Source organism: Campylobacter sp. BCW_6463, from assembly GCF_001762785.1.
GTDB lineage: Bacteria > Campylobacterota > Campylobacteria > Campylobacterales > Campylobacteraceae > Campylobacter_D > Campylobacter_D jejuni.
On the sequence record NZ_MJXL01000048.1, the window covers coordinates 35891 to 53035 of the forward strand.

The 17145-nt window shown below is 31.4% G+C and carries 19 protein-coding genes; 4 read left to right on the forward strand and 15 right to left on the reverse strand.

Annotated features, from left to right (window positions below; translation table 11 throughout):
* The first annotated feature begins 150 nt into the window (after window positions 1–150).
* Window positions 151–1959, forward strand: coding sequence for a DASS family sodium-coupled anion symporter (locus AJ884_RS05175; RefSeq protein WP_070286483.1), 1809 nt, complete (start codon window positions 151–153; stop codon window positions 1957–1959).
* Window positions 1960–1986: 27 nt separating this feature from the next.
* Here the strand turns inward: AJ884_RS05175 and mnmA are convergent, their stop codons facing one another.
* The 10 genes from mnmA to aroQ all read right to left on the reverse strand — a co-directional run bounded on the left by mnmA (window position 1987) and on the right by aroQ (window position 9922).
* Window positions 1987–3003, reverse strand: a complete 1017-nt coding sequence (gene mnmA / locus AJ884_RS05180) for a tRNA 2-thiouridine(34) synthase MnmA (RefSeq protein WP_002860896.1) — start codon at window positions 3001–3003, stop codon at window positions 1987–1989.
* Window positions 3003–3608 (reverse strand): TIGR00730 family Rossman fold protein, encoded by a 606-nt coding sequence (locus AJ884_RS05185; RefSeq protein ID WP_044779358.1) that lies wholly within the window; start codon window positions 3606–3608, stop codon window positions 3003–3005. The genes mnmA and AJ884_RS05185 overlap by 1 nt, the downstream gene beginning before the upstream one ends.
* A 68-nt stretch (window positions 3609–3676) precedes the next feature.
* Complete coding sequence (gene fliY, locus AJ884_RS05190; protein WP_070210676.1) at window positions 3677–4519, reverse strand: flagellar motor switch protein FliY; 843 nt, start codon at window positions 4517–4519, stop codon at window positions 3677–3679.
* Window positions 4516–5595, reverse strand: coding sequence for a flagellar motor switch protein FliM (gene fliM / locus AJ884_RS05195; RefSeq protein WP_002851710.1), 1080 nt, complete (start codon window positions 5593–5595; stop codon window positions 4516–4518). Before fliM ends, fliY begins: the two co-directional genes overlap by 4 nt.
* A complete protein-coding gene (locus tag AJ884_RS05200) occupies window positions 5595–6287 on the reverse strand; it encodes an RNA polymerase sigma factor FliA (protein ID WP_032603269.1) in 693 nt (230 codons plus the stop codon). The genes fliM and AJ884_RS05200 overlap by 1 nt, the downstream gene beginning before the upstream one ends.
* On the reverse strand, window positions 6268–6624 hold the full coding sequence (locus AJ884_RS05205) for a hypothetical protein (RefSeq protein ID WP_002854547.1): 357 nt from the start codon (window positions 6622–6624) through the stop codon (window positions 6268–6270). Before AJ884_RS05205 ends, AJ884_RS05200 begins: the two co-directional genes overlap by 20 nt.
* Before the next feature lie 18 nt (window positions 6625–6642).
* Entirely contained in the window at window positions 6643–7509 is an 867-nt protein-coding gene (flhG, locus tag AJ884_RS05210; protein WP_002854691.1) for a flagella biosynthesis ATPase FlhG, read from the reverse strand.
* A complete protein-coding gene (flhF, locus tag AJ884_RS05215; protein WP_044779360.1) occupies window positions 7502–8956 on the reverse strand; it encodes a flagellar biosynthesis protein FlhF in 1455 nt (484 codons plus the stop codon). Before flhF ends, flhG begins: the two co-directional genes overlap by 8 nt.
* A 10-nt stretch (window positions 8957–8966) precedes the next feature.
* The gene (gene folK, locus AJ884_RS05220; protein WP_002851803.1) at window positions 8967–9440 is read right to left on the reverse strand and encodes a 2-amino-4-hydroxy-6-hydroxymethyldihydropteridine diphosphokinase; all 474 of its coding nucleotides are present in this window, start codon (window positions 9438–9440) and stop codon (window positions 8967–8969) included.
* A 2-nt stretch (window positions 9441–9442) separates the two neighbouring features.
* Window positions 9443–9922, reverse strand: coding sequence for a type II 3-dehydroquinate dehydratase (gene aroQ, locus AJ884_RS05225; RefSeq protein WP_070233984.1), 480 nt, complete (start codon window positions 9920–9922; stop codon window positions 9443–9445).
* A gap of 90 nt (window positions 9923–10012) precedes the next feature.
* Here aroQ and AJ884_RS05230 point away from each other — a divergent pair, with 90 nt between their 5' ends.
* The 3 genes from AJ884_RS05230 to AJ884_RS05240 all read left to right on the forward strand — a co-directional run bounded on the left by AJ884_RS05230 (window position 10013) and on the right by AJ884_RS05240 (window position 13236).
* Window positions 10013–11242 carry a metal-dependent hydrolase gene (locus tag AJ884_RS05230; RefSeq protein WP_070233982.1) on the forward strand — a complete coding sequence of 410 codons (1230 nt, stop codon included), beginning with the start codon at window positions 10013–10015 and terminating at the stop codon, window positions 11240–11242.
* Complete coding sequence (gene sppA, locus AJ884_RS05235) at window positions 11230–12126, forward strand: signal peptide peptidase SppA (protein WP_070233980.1); 897 nt, start codon at window positions 11230–11232, stop codon at window positions 12124–12126. The genes AJ884_RS05230 and sppA overlap by 13 nt, the downstream gene beginning before the upstream one ends.
* 78 nt (window positions 12127–12204) lie before the next feature.
* A complete protein-coding gene (locus AJ884_RS05240; RefSeq protein WP_002933934.1) occupies window positions 12205–13236 on the forward strand; it encodes a Cj0069 family protein in 1032 nt (343 codons plus the stop codon).
* 431 nt (window positions 13237–13667) lie between these two features.
* Here the strand turns inward: AJ884_RS05240 and AJ884_RS10110 are convergent, their stop codons facing one another.
* The 5 genes from AJ884_RS10110 to AJ884_RS05270 all read right to left on the reverse strand — a co-directional run bounded on the left by AJ884_RS10110 (window position 13668) and on the right by AJ884_RS05270 (window position 17049).
* Window positions 13668–13814: a hypothetical protein gene (locus AJ884_RS10110; RefSeq protein ID WP_193551652.1), complete on the reverse strand. Its 147-nt coding sequence runs from the start codon at window positions 13812–13814 to the stop codon at window positions 13668–13670.
* On the reverse strand, window positions 13802–14056 hold the full coding sequence (locus AJ884_RS09935; RefSeq protein WP_070286484.1) for a bacteriohemerythrin: 255 nt from the start codon (window positions 14054–14056) through the stop codon (window positions 13802–13804). Before AJ884_RS09935 ends, AJ884_RS10110 begins: the two co-directional genes overlap by 13 nt.
* A gap of 167 nt (window positions 14057–14223) precedes the next feature.
* Complete coding sequence (locus AJ884_RS05260; RefSeq protein WP_070233976.1) at window positions 14224–14880, reverse strand: lactate utilization protein C; 657 nt, start codon at window positions 14878–14880, stop codon at window positions 14224–14226.
* Window positions 14873–16312 (reverse strand): LutB/LldF family L-lactate oxidation iron-sulfur protein, encoded by a 1440-nt coding sequence (locus AJ884_RS05265; RefSeq protein ID WP_070233974.1) that lies wholly within the window; start codon window positions 16310–16312, stop codon window positions 14873–14875. Before AJ884_RS05265 ends, AJ884_RS05260 begins: the two co-directional genes overlap by 8 nt.
* A complete protein-coding gene (locus tag AJ884_RS05270) occupies window positions 16309–17049 on the reverse strand; it encodes a (Fe-S)-binding protein (RefSeq protein ID WP_074470023.1) in 741 nt (246 codons plus the stop codon). The genes AJ884_RS05265 and AJ884_RS05270 overlap by 4 nt, the downstream gene beginning before the upstream one ends.
* Window positions 17050–17145 lie beyond the last annotated feature (96 nt).

Here is a 17145-nt window from a genome sequence, read left to right on the forward strand (position 1 = left end):
GACTAGCTTCTTTATAAAGTAAAAATTATGTATATTTGTAACAATAAATTAAAAATTTATTTAAAAATTATAATTTTAAGATTTATTAAAATATTAGTTAACTAGAATTTAAGCATTGCAAATTACATTACCAATATCAAAGGATAAACAATGGATAGAAAGAAAATTCCCTTGTTGGTGCTGTGTATTTTAATTGCAGCTGTGTTTTGGCTTATACCTACTCCTGTAGGTTTGGAAGATAATTCTTGGCATTTTCTTGGGCTTTTTATTGCTGTGATTATGGCAGTGATTTTACAAGTAATGCCTTTGGGGGCTGTTTGTATGATAGCTATTGCCATAATAGCTCTTAGTGGCATTACCACTACCCAAAGTTCTGTGCGTGCTACACATATAAAAACTCTTGAGGGAATTGTTTTAAGAGATAATTCTAATATCTATAAAACAACTATGGATGAGGCAGTTGAAGCCTCTATTTTGCAGGCTTTAATCAATGCTAATATAAGTAGAAATTTAAAAGCAAAAGTTGATGAAATTTTAAAATCAAGCACAGATGTAAATTACCAGATTGAAAATCTAAGTAAAATTTACACCAAGGCTACTTCAAAAACTTCTACGCAACAACTTATTGATGAGACTAAAATTTCAGCTTTAAATACTTTAACACTTGATTTTTTATCTCAAAAGAGTATAGATGAAAAAGTAAATACTGCTATATCAAATTTAAAATCTAAAACAGGTATAAAAGATGCTTTAAGTGGTTTTTCAAATTCTCTTATTTGGCTTATAGTGATTTCTATTATTGTGGCTCGTGGAGTTATTAAAACAGGACTTGGAGAGCGTTTAGCTTATCATTTTATCAGTATTTTTGGTAAAAAAACCTTAGGTATTGCTTATTCTATAGCTTTTTGTGAAACCATTTTAGCTCCAGTTACTCCTTCAAATACTGCAAGAGCAGGGGCTATCATAAATCCTATAGTTCAAGCTATTGCAAGAAGTTTTAAATCCACTCCTGAAGATGGAACGCAAAATAAAATAGGCACTTATCTTTCTTTGGTAAATTATCAAGCCAACCCTATTTCATCAGCTATGTTTATTACAGCTACAGCTCCAAATCCTTTGGTGGTTGATCTTATAGCACAAGCTACAAATTTAGAAGTGCATTTAACTTGGGGGCAATGGGCTTTAGGAATGTTTTTACCTGGTATAGCTGCTATGCTTTTGATGCCTTTGGTGCTTTATTTTCTCTCTCCACCAGAAATTAAATCCACGCCTAATGCTTCCACTTTTGCTAAAGATAAATTGAAAGAACTTGGAAAAATGAAAAATAGTGAAAAAATAATGCTCAGTGTTTTTGTCTCGCTTTTACTTTTATGGGCTGGAACTTTGGGCTTGTTTTTTGGAATTTCTCTTGATGCGACTAGCGTGGCTTTGCTTGGGTTGTCTTTGGTGTTAATTAGTGGAGTTTTAACTTTTGGGGAAGTTTTGGCTGAAAAAGCTGCTTGGAATACTTTAGTATGGTTTTCAGCTCTTGTAATGATGGCAACTTTGCTTGGCAAACTTGGTGTTACTCAGTTTTTAGCTGAAGTTTTAGGTGAATTTGCTTCTGCTATGGGACTTGGGGAAATTTCTATTATGATATTTTTAAGCCTTGCTTTTTTATATACGCACTATTTCTTTGCTTCTACTACAGCTCATATATCAGCAATGTTTTTTGTTTTTTATAGCGCAGGGCTTGCCTTAGGAGCACCACCACTTCTTTATGCTTTTATTATGATAGCTTCAGGTAATGTTATGATGGCATTAACTCACTATGCAACAGGAACAGCTCCTGTTATTTTTGGAACAGGCTATGTAACTCTTAAAAAATGGTGGAGTATAGGTTTTGTGATTTCCATAGTTGATATAGTGGTGATGATAGCTGTTGGACTTATTTGGTGGAAAATTTTAGGATTTTATTAATAATTTCTAGGAATTAATTCCTAGAAATTATTCTATAAAACCGCTTGCTATGACTTTATCATAATCATAAAAGACTGCCATTTGTCCGCTAGCAAGTCCATAAACAGGATTTTTTAGAGTGATTTTTGCACTTTTATCTTCATAAATTTCTACCTTGCAAGGTGTAGATTTTGAGCGATAGCGGATTTTTACTTCGCAATCAAGCTCTTTAGCGTCTATAAAAAGATTGATATTTTTTAGCTTAAATTCACTGATTTTAAGTTCTTCTTTGGTTCCTACGATGATTTGATTTTGCTTAGGATTGATTTTTAAAACAAAATGTGGCTCATGTGCCCCACGCACTTCAAAGCCTCTTCTTTTGCCTATGGTATAGTGCATATAGCCCTCATGTTTGCCTACTACTTTTCCGCTACTATCTAATACTTCTCCAGGAATTTTTGTATCCATAAACTGATCTAAAACTTGCACATAAGTATCTTCAACAAAGCAAATTTCAGAACTTTCCTTTTGAGTGGCAAAAGATTTTAAAACCTCTATAGTGGAAGCAAATTTTTTCACATCTTCTTTTTTCATTTCGCCTAGCGGAAAAATAAGATATTTTAAAGCTTCTTTATCTGCACTAGCTAAAAAATAGCTTTGATCCTTGCTTTCATCTACTGCGGTTTTTATTAAGTTGTTTTCAAGTCTTGCATAATGCCCTGTGGCAAGTTTTTCACAACCTAAACTTTTAGCAAATTCTAAAAGTTTTCCAAGTTTGATAAAACGGTTACATAAAGCGCAAGGATTTGGTGTTTTACCCTCTTTATAAGTATCTACAAAAGGCATATAAACTTTGTTTTTAAAATCTTCTTGTAAGTCTAAAATATGATAAGGAATTTGTAAAAAATTTGCAACTTTTTCTACTTTTTTGATATTTTCTTCGTGGTAATTTGGTTTGCCATGAAGCTTCATATAACAACCTATAACTTCATGACCTAAATTTTTAAGTTTATAAGCAGTGACTGTACTATCAACTCCACCGCTCATAGCGACTAGAATTTTCATTAAATTTCCTTTAAAGTATTAATTATAAAATTCAAGTCGTCAGTGATTTTATACTTTAACTCATCTCCTTTAGAAATCACTTCAAGTTTGAGCAAAGAATTTCTGACGAACTCATCAAAACCTCGCCAAAATTCACCCCCAAACAAAATAATAGGAACATCTTTTTTAAATTCTAGTTGTTTTAATGTAAGAATTTCACACAATTCATCAAGTGTTCCAAAGCCGCCTGGGAAGATCACAAAAGCTAGACTCTTTTCAATAAGAGCCATTTTGCGTATGGCTAAGCTCTCAAAAGTAATATTATATTCTACAAAATCATTAAGTTTTTGCTCGTGAGGTAAAAATATATTAAACCCTACAGAACTCATTGAATTTGTATTATTTTTTTGTGAAAAAGCACCTTCGTTGGCTGCACGCATAATACCTCCTCCTCCACCGCTTATCACACAAAAACCATTTTGAGCACATTTTTGTGCCAAAATTTTAGCCTGCTGATAATAAAAATTATCTTCTTTAAGTCTTGCTGAACCAAAAAAAGTAACAGCCTTTTCTAGTTCGGGTATATTTTCAAATTTTTCAACATCTTTTATGATTTTTGTATCCATCAAATACCTTTTTTAGCAAAACTATAAAAAATGATTATAGCTAATTTTTTTAAATTTATAGAGTAATTTTATCTTAATTGCTCTAATCTTTCTTTTTTAGATCCGATTTCTGTGATTTGAACACCAAAGTTACCATCGACAATTACTACTTCACCATAAGCAATTCTTTTATCTCCGATTAAAATTTCAAGCGGATCATTTGCAAGTTGATTAAGCTCTACAACTGAACCTATATCCATAGTTAAAACATCTTTTAAAAGCATTTTTTTATTGCCTATACGCACACGAACAGGTAAGCGTACATCCATGATAAGATTGATATTTTTAAGTTCTTCGCTAAGCATGATTGTTTTTTCTTCAGTATTGTGATTAGAATCAGTGCTTACATTTCCTGTTTCAGCAGGTTTCCCGCTTAGGATGTTATGGAGTGTTTGATCCATGGCTAAAGAAACTTGTTCTTCTAAATCGCCTATTTTTACATCATATAAAAATAATTTTTTAAAATCTTTAAAATCTACGCTTTCAGGCACAAATTCACAAGATTCTATACTAAAATCCATTTTTGGAATGTCTTTTTGGGCTCCTAAGGTTGTAGAAAATGCTGAAACGATGTTTTGGATAGCTTCTTTAGCTGCATCCATTTCATCAGGACCTAGTTTATCGTTTTTGGTGATCTCTTCTTCACCCATCATCCATTCACCAATAGCACTCATTAAAACAGCACCAGCTAAAATTCCTATTTTTCCACCATTTGCTATATCAAATATAGCATACACTAAAGGTGCTTTTAAAGTATCACTTGCATTGACATCAAATTCTTTATATTCGCTAAATTCAGCACTTTTTCCTGTTAAACCTTCAATGGTGCTGATGCATTCATTTGTAAACATTTTTAAAAAATCATTGATCATATTTCTTCATCCTCCTCTTCAGGCTCATCATAAACACTAGCTTTAGCTTTACGTTCTTCTTCGTATTTTTCCAAAATTTCTTTGATTTCATCTTTATCTGTGCGTATGAGTTCTAAAATTTTAATAGATTTTCTAAAACGATGCAATCCAATTTGTGCTAAGAAAACATCTTTTTTATCGATGCTTACTATAGCTTTATCATCTGCTTCTCTATCAAGCCTTAAAATATCGCCTTGTTTAAGTTCTAAAAATTCATGAACATTAATTAAGGTTTTTCCTAAAATTGCCTCATATACCACTTCAGCACGACCGATTAAAGTTTTAAGTTCTTTGTTACGTGATTTTTTGGCTGAGGTTTCACCCATCATAATATCGCGGTTTGCCAAACGGCTTAATATACTTTCTAAATGCACTACAGGATAGCAGATATTTACCATTCCGCTTGAATTTCCTATGATGATTTCCATTACCACCATGATAACAATCTCATTTTGAGATACGATTTGTACAACATTTGGACTTGATTCTTTAGCTTCAATACTAGGATAAATTTCAGTTACAGTAGCCCAGCTTTCTTTAAGTCTTTGCATAATGATACGCAAAATAGAATCAAGCAAATTAAGCTCAATATCCGTAAGCTCACGCGAAGCTTCATAGCTATCACCTTGACCACCTAAAAGCCTGTCTATCATAGGAAAAGCTATGCTTGGATTGATTTCTAAAACACAGTTTCCATCTAAGGGTTTGATAGAAAAAACGTTAAAGCTTGTTGGACTTGGTAAAGACATTAAAAATTCTCCATAAGTCATTTGATCGACTGAATGAAGTTTAGTTTCAACAATACTTCTCATCATCGATGAAATTTGAGAGGCTAAATTTCTTGCTAATTTATCATGTATGCCTTTGATTGTCCTAAGTTGTTCTTTTGAAACTCTGTTGGGACGCTTAAAATCATATACAACGATATTTCTTTCATCTTTTTCATCTTTTGAATTTGAGGCTATGGGTGTGTCGGTGTTATCATCGACAACTTCAAGCAGGGCATCAATTTCTTCTTGGGAAAGTATCTCAGCCATTACACTAGCCTTTCTCTAAGTTTTTTAAGGAGTTTTTTGTGAATTTGTGAAATTCTGCTTTCACTGATTTGTAAAATTTCACTGATTTCTTTTAGGCTTAATTCTTCATAATAATAAAGCTGAATAATTAACTGATCGCGCTCTTTAAGATCATCTAGCACTTTGTGAATTTTTTCTAAAAGTTCTTCTTTTTCAATTTTTTCTAAAGTATTGTCTTCGTTATAAAGTTCGATTTGCTCATCGATGGGCAGGGTATAGCTAATAGCATGAGCTGTTCTTACCTCTTTGATTTTTTCTACATCTAAATCAAGTTTTTTGGCTAGATACTCATCATCAGGTTCGCATTCATTCTCAAGGAAATATTCATCCATGATTGCATCAATATCTTTAATAATTTTGCGATTATTGCGACTCATTACATCAAGACTTCTAAGATAATCAAGCATAGAGCCATTAACTCTTTTTCTTGCAAAACCCCAGAAGTTATCATTTTGTTCTTTATCGTAACGGCGTGAAAGCTTTATCATTTCTTCAACGCCTATGCTAATAAGATCATTAACATCTATGCTTGAAGGCAAGCGTTCTTTTAGTCTAAAAGCCATAGCACGTAGGGCTGGCATGTAAGAAAGCACAAGCTCATCTTGCTCTTTCTTTAGCATTTGTGCATAAGCTTTAGGCGGCTCTTTTAGCATTTCTTCGTCTTTCTTTGGATTCATTTTTCTTTAGCTCTTCTCTTTCTTCATTGAGCTTTTCTAAAATTATATCCATTTTCTTTTCACGAATAACTAAATCGTTGATAATATTATTGCTAGTTTTTTCATAATCGTGTTTATTAAAGATTCTGCCACTAATTTTCTTTACATCTATAAAATTCATAATAGCAATATGAACAAAAACATAAAACATAAAAGTAATAAAACAAGTAAAAATCAGTATATCAAAGGCTTCATCTATACTAATAATGCTAAATGCAAGTCCTATAAAAAATCCACAAACAGTGAAAAATGCTACGTAATTTTCTGGCCTCATAATCTCTTCTCTTTATTGCTAAAATCTTTCAATAATTTTTCTAAAAAAACTTGAAAAACTACGATTTGAAACATTATCAAGCACTTTCCGTTCCAATCTATATAAAAGCTTGGAAGCTAGGGCTTTAAGCTCATCACTTGAGGCTGTGTTTTCATCGCTAAATAAAGTTCTTTTTTTAATACTACCACTTACATCTTTAGAAGCGCTTAAATGACCTAAGAATTCTAAATTTAAAGGATTTTTAATGTTTGCATCTGCAACTTTTTTAATATTTTCAAAAACTTTTAAAGCTTCATTTTCATTTTTTACAACATTAAAGAGCATTAGTAAATTTTCTTTTGTCTTAGAAGTTGTTTTTATGGTTGCATACGCATCAGTGATTGCTGCAGGATCAGGAACAGTTACTACTATAACTTCATCAGCCATTTCTAAAAAATTTAAAATATTTCCACCAATACCCGCGCCTGTGTCGATAATAAGAAAATCAAGCTCATCTAAAATACTTGCTTGATTTAAAAATCTCTCGTAAATATTTTTATCATTATATTTTAAAATCTCATCTCCACTTTCGCCTGGGATGAGCCATAAATTTGGCTTAACTTCTATTAAAATATCTTCCAAGGAGCATTCTCCACGTAAAACATGCAAGAGATTTTTTTGTATGCGTACATTTAAAATGACATCCAAATTTGCCAAGCCAATATCAGCATCAAAAAGCCCAACTTTATAGCCATTATTTGCTAAAACATTGGCTAGATTTGCGCTAATCGTACTTTTTCCAACGCCACCTTTTCCACTTGTAATAGCTATAAAATGAGTGTTTTGGGATTTTTTGGTTCCATTTTGACTCATGAGATTGCGAAGTTTATTTGCTTGGTTATTCATTATTTTTTCCTTTATTAAACCCTTCTAAAATACAATGAACTAGAAAATCACTATTGGCTACTTCTAAATCATCTGGCACTTCTTGTCCTGTAGAGAAAAAGCTTAGAGGAATATTCGTTTCATAAATAAGAGAGAAGATATTTCCAAAAACCTTTGTTTCATCAAATTTAGTAATAATCAAAGTATCAATATTTAAGAATGAAAAATTTTTATAAATTTCCATTAAATCTTCATGTTTGGTGTTTGCAGAAACCACTAAATTTACATCAATTTCTGCATTTGAGTGCATTAAAAATTCTTTAGTTTTAGAAAGTTTACTTTGATCGTATTGTGAATTTCCTATAGTATCAACCAAAATTACTTCGCAATTATTTAAGCTTTTTATCGCTTCATCTAAATCCTTTGGTTCTATGCTATCAATAATAGGAAGTTTCATCATTTTTGCATACTGAAAAAGTTGCTCAACCGCACCGATTCTATAAGTATCAAGCGTAATAATACCTGTTTTATAACGCTTATCTCCATAAGCATAGCGAAAAGCTAACTTAGCTAAGGTTGTTGTTTTTCCGACTCCTGTTGGGCCTACTAGCATCATGATTTTTTGTTTTTTTATATCGCTTTCAACACGACAAGGCAAGATATTTCTTAAAAGTGAGTGAAAATATCTTTGAACCGCATCTTTGTTGGTTTTCATAGCAGCTGGCATATTTTCTATAGTTGCCTTCATAATCGCTTCTAGATGATTTTCAAGCATTCCACTTTCTTTGGCTTGTTTATAAATACTTGCAAATTCAGGAGGTATCATAAGATTTTTTCTAGCTTCGGCTTTATCGTCCCACATCATATCTGCAAGAAGATCTATTTTATCGTTAAGCTTGTTGATTTGTTTTTCAAATTGCTTTTCAAAATTTTCTATTTTTTTATTATAATTTAGATTAGGGGTGTAATTTTCTAAAGGTGTGTTTGTGACTTTAGAAATTTCATTACTAACTTCACTTAGCTTTTCTTTAAAATCATCAAAGTCTAGAGTCTTATTTTGATGAGGGTTGATTTTGTTTTGTGGAAAATCTTGATAGGTTTTTTTAGTTAAGTCATTGTTTTTTACAGTGTTTAAATTTCTATTTAAGCGAGTATTTGAGAAATCCAAGACTACATCTTCATCTTCTTGAGGGATTTGAGATCTAATTTTTTCTTCTGCAAGAGAGGTAGAAGATGGTTTTGGCGAGCTTTTTTTTGCAGGTAAAGATTTCCCTTGTTTTTTTAAGTGTTCTTCATAGTCGCTTTCTTCTATGGCTACCATAACCTCATAAAGTGCATTGCGATTTAAGGTTTTAGGACGAATTTGTTTATTTGTTATAATTAAAGCTTTATCTCCGTAATCTTCTTTTACTTTGGGTATAATTTGTTCTGTATCTTCAACAGTAAAAGTATGTATAAGTTGTCCCATATTATATTCCTTATATCATGCCTAAAGGCAAAATTACACTCACTCTTTCTTTAGCCCCTTTATGAGGCACCTCACACCACTTATCACGCTTGACTTTTTGTGAAAAGTATAAAAGATCTAAATCAAGCGTTCTAGGAGCGTTTTTGAAAGTTCTCTTGCGTTTAAATTTTACTTCATAATAAAGTAAAACTTTCAAAAGTGCTCGTGCATGCAAATTAGTTTGTATCAACATAACAGCATTGGTAAAATCTTTTTGCTCTTTAAAACCAAAGGCTTCATTTATCAACATAGGAGATGTGGATAAAATTTTAAATCTTTTATCATCCATCATTACTCGAAAAAGCATATCAAATCTTTTTTTTTCAGGTTCTATATTGCTTCCTAAGCCTATAAGGGCTAAATATTTAAAAGATCGTATATTTTGACTAAAAAAAGGAAAAAAACGACTTTTTTCAAAGTGTTTTACTCCTTGAATTTTTAGCATTATTATTTATTTGTTTGTTGTGCTTGTTGCATTGCGTGCAAATTTTTTATTTGTTCGCAAATTTGAATTACGCCCATTAAAGCCAAGTGATAGCCAAAAGGACCAAAACCAACAATAGTTCCAGAGCATACAGGCGCTATAAGACTTTTTTGGCGAAATTCTTCTCTGCGATAAACATTGCTAATATGCACTTCAATTGTAGGCAAAGCTACTGCTGCAATAGCATCTCGAATAGCTATTGAAGTATGAGTATAGCCTGCTGCATTGATAATAATTCCATCAACTGTTCCAAGGCATTCTTGAATTTTGTCTACGATTTCACCTTCAAAATTACTTTGGAAAAAGTCAAGTTCTACATTGCTTTGAGCGGCAGCTATTTTCATTTGCTCATGAATTTGCTCCATTTTCATAGCGCCATAAATTCCCACTTCTCTTACGCCAAGCATATTAACATTTGGGCCTTGGATAATCATTATTTTCATGGATTTAACCTTAAAAATTTATTTTTAACCTTATATTATAACATTTTAAAAATAAATTTTTGCTACAATGTAATTTTTGAAAGGAAAATCGTGTTTATAGCTGCTGCAAGATATCTTTTTTTATGTGATGAAGATTTTACGATACTAGAAAATCAAGCCTTTGTTTTTGAAGATAAAATTTTAGAATTAGGTAAATTGGATAATTTAAGAAAAAAATATCCTAAGGCTAAAATCATCAAAACACCTAAAAATTCGGTTATTTTACCTACTTTTATAAATCCTCACACACACTTAGAATTTAGTGCAAATTCAACAACTTTGCATTTTGGAGAATTTTTAACTTGGCTTAAAAGTGTTATAAATTCTCGTTCCATGTTAAATGCGCAGGCCAAAGAAGAATTAATATTTCAAAGCATTAAAAAAATGCAAAAAAGCGGTATAGGCACTATAGGTGAAATTTCAAGTTTTGGGAGTGATTTAGATCCTTGTTTAAAGGCTAGTCAAAAGGGTATGCGTATAGTATTTTTTAATGAAATTTTGGGTACAAATGAAAATCAAGTTGAAGATAAAAAACAAGAATTTTTAAAAAGATTTGAAAATTCTTTGAAATTTAAAAATGATTTTTTTATTCCAGCAATTTCGATTCATTCTCCTTATTCAACTCATCCTAGTTTGGCTTATTTTGCTCTTGATTTAGCTAAAAAGCAAAATTTACTAGTTAGTACGCATTTTTTAGAAAGTAAGACTGAAAATATCTGGCTTAGAGAGTCTAAAGGGGGTTTTAAAAAATGGCTTGAAAATTTTACACTTCATCCTAAGCCTCTTTATACACCAAAGGATTTTGCTAAACTCTTTAAAGGAGTAAGGACTCTTTTTACACATTGTGTTTATCTAAAAGAATACGAATGGTTAGATAAAAATTTACATTCTATTACACATTGCGCATTTTCAAATCGCCTTTTAAGTCAAAAAAGCTTAGATTTAAAAATGGCTTTAAAAAGTGGATTAAATATCCATTTAGGAACCGATGGACTTAGCTCAAATATTTCATTATCCTTACTTGATGAAATGCGCGCGAATTTACTTATACATAAGAATTTTGATTTATTAGAGTTAGCCTCTAAGCTTTTGCAAATGGTAACACTTTATCCCGCAAAGGCTTTAAATTTAAATTTAGGAGAGCTTAAAAAAGGTAAAATTGCTGATTTTAGCGTATTTGAGCTAGGAGAATGTGATAAAAAGCAAGCTCCTTTGCAGTTTATTTTAAATGCTAAGGAAGTGGATAAATTATTTATAAAAGGAAAAGAATGCAAATTTTAAAATCATTTTTTAAGGCTTTAGGATGCGGTATAAAATTTATCAATACTTATTTTAAAACCTTTGTTTTACTGTTGATTGTTATATGGATTTTAATGCCTAGTGCAAATTCAAGCTCCAATCTTGCAAATTTAGAACGCATTGATTTAAAGGGTGAAATTTTTGACAGCTCTGCAGTTTTGGAAAAAATTATCAACGCTAAAAATGATAGCAATATCAAAGGAGTGCTTTTTGTTATAGACTCTCCTGGTGGAGCTTTTGCTCCTAGTATGGAACTAGCTCTAGCTATAAAGGATTTAAAAATTAAAAAGCCTGTGCTTGTTTATGCAAGCGGAACTATGGCAAGTGGAAGTTATTTAGCAGGAGTTGGAGCCAATAAAATTTTAGCCAATCCGGCAAGTTTTATAGGCTCTATTGGTGTGATTATGCAAGGAGCTGATTTAAGTGGATTGGCTAATAAACTCGGTATTAAAGAACAAACTATTCAAGCGGGTGAATTTAAAAGTGCTGGAACTTTTGCAAGAGCTTGGAATGAGAATGAAAGAAATTTTTTACAGGGTTTAATTGATCAAAGTTATGATCTTTTTACGGGTTTTGTTGCTAAGGAAAGAGCATTAGATCTTAACAAAAAAGATCAATGGGCAAATGCAAGAGTGTTTTTAGCTGCCAAGGCTAAAGAGCTTGGTCTTATAGATGAGCTTAGTAATTATGAAAGTGCTAAAAAGGAGCTTGAAAAACTTATTAATGTTTCAAATCCTGTTTGGAAAGAAGAAGATAAGATTGATAAATTTCTTAACCGCCTAGAAGGACAAGTATCAAGCTTGATAAGTAAAAGCTTAATCGAAACCGCTTATAAGACTAATAGCAGTTTTATAAACGCTAGATAAAATATATAAATATTTTTATTTAATTTTTGTAATATTTTTATGCAATAATTATTTATATTTTAGATAAGGAGTAAAATAATGAAAAAAAATATTGTTTTTTTTGAAGTTAAAGGTGGGAGTGATAAAGGTGAAGATGGTTATAGAAAAGATACTATACCTATGGTAAATGCCTTAAAAGCTAAGGGTTGGAATGCTGAGGTGATTTTTTTTGAAGTGAGTAAAAAAGATGAAATTTACAAATATGTGAAAGAAAATTTTGATGGTTATGTTTCTCGCATCAATCCTGGCAATCTTAAAGAAGAAAATGAGTATTTTGATATGTTAAGAAAACTTTGTGCTGATAAGCTTGTAGGTATGCCTCATCCTGATGCTATGATAGGTTATGGTGCTAAAGATGCACTTACAAAATTAGCAGATACTGATCTTGTTCCAAGCGATACTTATGCTTACTATGATATTAAGACTTTTAAAGAAAATTTTCCAAAAAGTTTGGCTAAAGGTGAAAGGGTTTTAAAGCAAAATCGTGGCTCTACAGGAGAGGGAATTTGGCGTGTGAGTGTAGAGGGTAGCGTTAGTGGAGATAGTTTGCCTTTAAACACAAAAATCAAGTGTACGGAAGCTAAGGATAATCATGTAGAACATAGAGAGCTTGGGGAATTTATGGATTTTTGTGAGCAATATATCATAGGTGATAATGGTATGCTTGTGGATATGACTTTTTTACCGCGCATTAAAGAAGGTGAAATCAGACTTTTAATGCTTTATAACACTCCTGTAAATGTAGTACATAAAAAACCAGCCGAAGATGCCGATGCTTTTTCTGCTACGCTTTTTAGTGGGGCAAAATATCGTTATGATAAGCCAGAAGATTGGAAAACTTTGGTGGATATGTTTTTAGGCGAGCTTCCTAAGGTAAGGGAAAGATTAGGCAATTACGACTTACCATTGATTTGGACGGCTGATTTTATTTTAGATACTGATGAAAAGGGCAATGATAAATATGTTTTAGGCGAGATTAATTGTTCTTGTGTAGGCTTTACTTCTCATTTAGAGCTTGCTGATGAAGTGGCTTCAAATATTATTAATATTGTAAGTAAAACTAAGGCTTAGTTTTTAAGTTTAATGTCCATTTTATTATTGAAAAATGGACATTCTTTTTCTATTGTTTTTAAGTTTGAGCTATATTCTATTGGGAAAAAATTTTCACAAAATGAGCATTTTGTATCTTTGGTTAGTATAGGATAGGAATAGTCAAATTTATCCAAAATAAAATATTTTATTTTTTATCCATTAAATTTCCTTCTTTGACTAACTTATACTTTATTTATTATTTTAACGCATAAATAGTTAATTAGAAATTTTCTGAATATTTTTTATAAAACTGTATGGCTTCTTTACATTTTTTACATTTAAATTTTACACCCTTAAGTTGAATTTTTGATGAATTCCAAAAGGTACATCATACATTTGTCCTACGCATTCGCATGTATAAAGATAAACTGCATTTTCATCATCTTTTTCTTCTTTGACTTCTTCAAAGCTTACTTTCCATCATCTTCAGAATCTAAAGAAGAACTTCTATATTGTTCAACTTTCATATCTTCATAGAGTATATGTTCTAAAAGCCATTTTTTAGAAACTGTGTAAAGATTCTCTTTTAAATCATTGATGGTTTTTATGTTTTGCATAAGATAAGACATATCATGAATGATATTTTATGCATGTATTGTTCTTCATTGTTAAAATGTTCTTTCATGTAGTTAAAAAGTTCTATTAAAATTTCTTTGAGTTCTTCTCGTTTTACAAATTTATAAACAGCACTTTCAACCTTGTCTGCAAGTTCAAAAAGTTTTTGGTGTTGAATGTCAATCATTGTGTCATGAATACTGTATTTTTCATTCCAAGTTGAAATTAGTTTATCCAAAAGCACCTTCTTTAATTTTTGTATTTAAAATTAATTTCATATATTCGAGTGAAATATTATATTTTATTAAAATATTATTAATTGAAAATTATTTATTTTATTTATATTTGTATAATATAAAAAATATATATAATTAATATTAAAAATTAAGACTTACTGATTCTAGTATAGAATCAGTAAATAATAATATGTGCAATTTGTGGCCCATGAACACCAAAAACAGTGACAAGTTCTATATCTGCTGTTCTTGAAGGCCCTGCTATAAATAAGATATTAGTAGGTAAGATTTCATTTTCTTTTTTTACCAAATTTAAAGCCTCGCTAAGACTCTTAACAACATTTTCTTTTTTAAGTAGCACTATACAAAGTTTAGGTGCAAGGCTTAGCATTCTAGGTTGAGTTTTGCTTGAAGGTACAAGTGCAACTCCGTGAGAGCTTACCCCTGCTCTTGCATGAATGATGGAAAAATCACTATGAAAAACCTCAGATCTTAAATTTTCGATTTCTTTATCAAAGCAAATCTTTTTTTCTGCTTTGATTTGTTCTAAATTTAAATTTAAATCCAGCCCATAAATCATACTTTTAAAGCCATATTTTGCGATAATTTCATTGATTTTTTCTTCTAAGGTATCTTTAGTGGCATTTTCAACAATGTATTTATTAACACTCATTTTTTGCTTCATTTCTGCAAGCATATCTTGGGTGGTTTGGATATGTTCTACAGGATCTATACTTTCAATGCGTGTGAACGTTGTTTCTTTGTAAGCTTTTTTAAGATGTTCTAAAATACTTGCTTTACTTTTGCTTGAAATTTCATCGATTTTACTCATAGCTTACTCCTTCTAGTTTTTGCACTTCTTTATAAAGATCCATTTTAATTTGAGGTAATTCTTTAAAAGCGTACCATTTTTTAATCACAGGCAAAACGCTTGCGAAATTTTGTACCGTCCAGTTAAAATAATGTGCTTTTGAAAGTGAAAAACGCCATTTATTACCATTGGTTGCGATATTTTTAAATTGTTTAAAAGCAAAGGCTTCTAAGGCATTGTGATGAACATTATTTGCTCCTAAAGGTGGATTTTTACCTTGTCCTATTTTATCACATCTTAATTTGCGAATAAGATCAGCCAAAGGAATTTGCACTGGACAAACTTCAGAACAACGCCCACAAAGTGAACAGAAATTTAAAATATCTCCTGTATGATCTATACCAAAAATATTAGGACTGATTACTTCTCCTATAGGTCCTGGATAAGTGGTTTGATAGGCATGTCCACCGATTTGATCATAAACAGGGCAAAAATTCATACAAGCCCCACATCGAATACAACGCAAAGCCTCATAATAATCCTCATGAGCTAACATTTTAGAGCGATGGTGATCAAATAAAATCACATGCACTTCTTTAGGACCATCTAAATCCCCATTTTTTCTAGGGCCTGTAATGATATTATTATAAGTTGGTATAAATTGTCCTGTGGCTGAAGGAGTGAGTAAAGAAACCATAGTAGCCGCATCTTCAAAGCTTTCCATGACTTTTTCTATGCCGCAAAGTGCGATATGAATATCAGGTGCTGTAGTGCACATTCTACCGTTTCCTTCATTTTCTATAAGCCAAAAAGCTCCTTCTCTTGACATGGCAAAATTGACCCCACTAAGTCCAAGTTTTAAGCCTTCAAAATCTTTTCTTAAATGCTCTCTAGCTACCGCATTTAAACTTTCAGGTTCATTGTTTTCTAAATTCGCTCCTAATTTTTCTTTGAAAATTTCTCCGATTTCATGGCGGTTTCTATGTATAGCAGGTACAACTATATGTAAAGGAGGCTCTTCATTAAGCTGTAAAATAAGCTCTCCAAGATCGGTTTCTATAGCTTTTAAACCTTTTTTTTCTAGGTAGTGATTTAGGCCTATTTCTTCGCTTGCCATAGATTTACCTTTTAAAAGCTTGGTAATATTTTTTTCTTTCATGATTTCATAGACGATTTCACAGACATCTTCATCACTACTTGCCCAATGCACTTTAATGCCATTTTTTGTAGCATTTTTTTCAAATTCTAAAAGCCTTTCTTCTAAACTCATTAAGGCATTGTTTTTAGCTTGTTTAGCTTTAGCTCTTAAACCCTGCCAGTCTTTAAATCTAGCATCAATAACATTGAGTCTATTTTTTTGTAAAGTATGCATGGCAGTCATTAAATTTTCTTGCATTTGCTTGTCATTGAGTTTAATTTGAACGATTTGTTCGTGAGGAATTTTTTGACTCATAGTCTTTCTCCTTCCAAGCGTTTAAGTAAAAAGTCATATAAATGTATGCCTTTTATATCTAAACCCATTCTTTTCATTGTGCCATCTATGTTTAAAAGACAACCTCCATCGCCACTGATGAGATATTTTGCACCGCTATTTTGTATATCTTTAATTTTACTTCTTACCATAGCATTTGAAATTTCAGGCTCTTTTACTGAAAAAGTTCCGCCAAAACCACAACATTCTTCCTCGTATTGAAGTTCTACTAATTCTACATTTTTTAGTTTTTTGATAAGATTTTTACTCGCTTGTATGCTTTTTTGCACTCTTAAAGCATGGCAATTAGAATGCCAAGTTACTTTTATAGGTGCACCTTTATCTTCATAATCTACTTTTAAAACTTCATCAAGGTATTGTGAAAGTTCTATGACTCTAGAGCTAAAATCTTTGACTTTAGAAAATTCAGGTTTGTTTTTAAAAAGTTCTTTATAGTCATGACTCATCATACCCGCACAAGATCCGCTTGGCACAACGATGGGGTAATCTTTATCAAATAAATCCACATTATATAAAGCAATCTCACGACTTTCATCGAAATAACCTGAGTTAAAAGAAGGTTGAGCGCAACAGGTTTGATTTTTTTTAAAAATCACTTCAATACCTTCACGCCTTAAAAGTTTTATTGCATTTAAAACGCTTTGTTGCATAGCAGCACTTCCTAAGCATGTGGCGTAAAAATACACCTTTTTCATGATCTCTCCTTTTGGGATAATTTAGGATAAATATTCTAATCCTATAAAAATAAAAGCAAAGTAAATTTTCCAACAAATATTCTAAAAACGAATATTTGT

Coding starts and splice junctions, on each gene's coding strand:
- AJ884_RS05175 (WP_070286483.1), top strand. CDS start 151: ATGGATAGAAAGAAAATTCCCTTGTTGGTGCTGTGTATTTTAATTGCA.
- mnmA (WP_002860896.1), bottom strand. CDS start 3,003: ATGAAAATTCTAGTCGCTATGAGCGGTGGAGTTGATAGTACAGTCACT.
- AJ884_RS05185 (WP_044779358.1), bottom strand. CDS start 3,608: ATGGATACAAAAATCATAAAAGATGTTGAAAAATTTGAAAATATACCC.
- fliY (WP_070210676.1), bottom strand. CDS start 4,519: ATGATCAATGATTTTTTAAAAATGTTTACAAATGAATGCATCAGCACC.
- fliM (WP_002851710.1), bottom strand. CDS start 5,595: ATGGCTGAGATACTTTCCCAAGAAGAAATTGATGCCCTGCTTGAAGTT.
- AJ884_RS05200 (WP_032603269.1), bottom strand. CDS start 6,287: ATGCTAAAAGAGCCGCCTAAAGCTTATGCACAAATGCTAAAGAAAGAG.
- AJ884_RS05205 (WP_002854547.1), bottom strand. CDS start 6,624: ATGAGGCCAGAAAATTACGTAGCATTTTTCACTGTTTGTGGATTTTTT.
- flhG (WP_002854691.1), bottom strand. CDS start 7,509: ATGAATAACCAAGCAAATAAACTTCGCAATCTCATGAGTCAAAATGGA.
- flhF (WP_044779360.1), bottom strand. CDS start 8,956: ATGGGACAACTTATACATACTTTTACTGTTGAAGATACAGAACAAATT.
- folK (WP_002851803.1), bottom strand. CDS start 9,440: ATGCTAAAAATTCAAGGAGTAAAACACTTTGAAAAAAGTCGTTTTTTT.
- aroQ (WP_070233984.1), bottom strand. CDS start 9,922: ATGAAAATAATGATTATCCAAGGCCCAAATGTTAATATGCTTGGCGTA.
- sppA (WP_070233980.1), top strand. CDS start 11,230: ATGCAAATTTTAAAATCATTTTTTAAGGCTTTAGGATGCGGTATAAAA.
- AJ884_RS05240 (WP_002933934.1), top strand. CDS start 12,205: ATGAAAAAAAATATTGTTTTTTTTGAAGTTAAAGGTGGGAGTGATAAA.
- AJ884_RS10110 (WP_193551652.1), bottom strand. CDS start 13,814: ATGCAAAACATAAAAACCATCAATGATTTAAAAGAGAATCTTTACACA.
- AJ884_RS05260 (WP_070233976.1), bottom strand. CDS start 14,880: ATGAGTAAAATCGATGAAATTTCAAGCAAAAGTAAAGCAAGTATTTTA.
- AJ884_RS05265 (WP_070233974.1), bottom strand. CDS start 16,312: ATGAGTCAAAAAATTCCTCACGAACAAATCGTTCAAATTAAACTCAAT.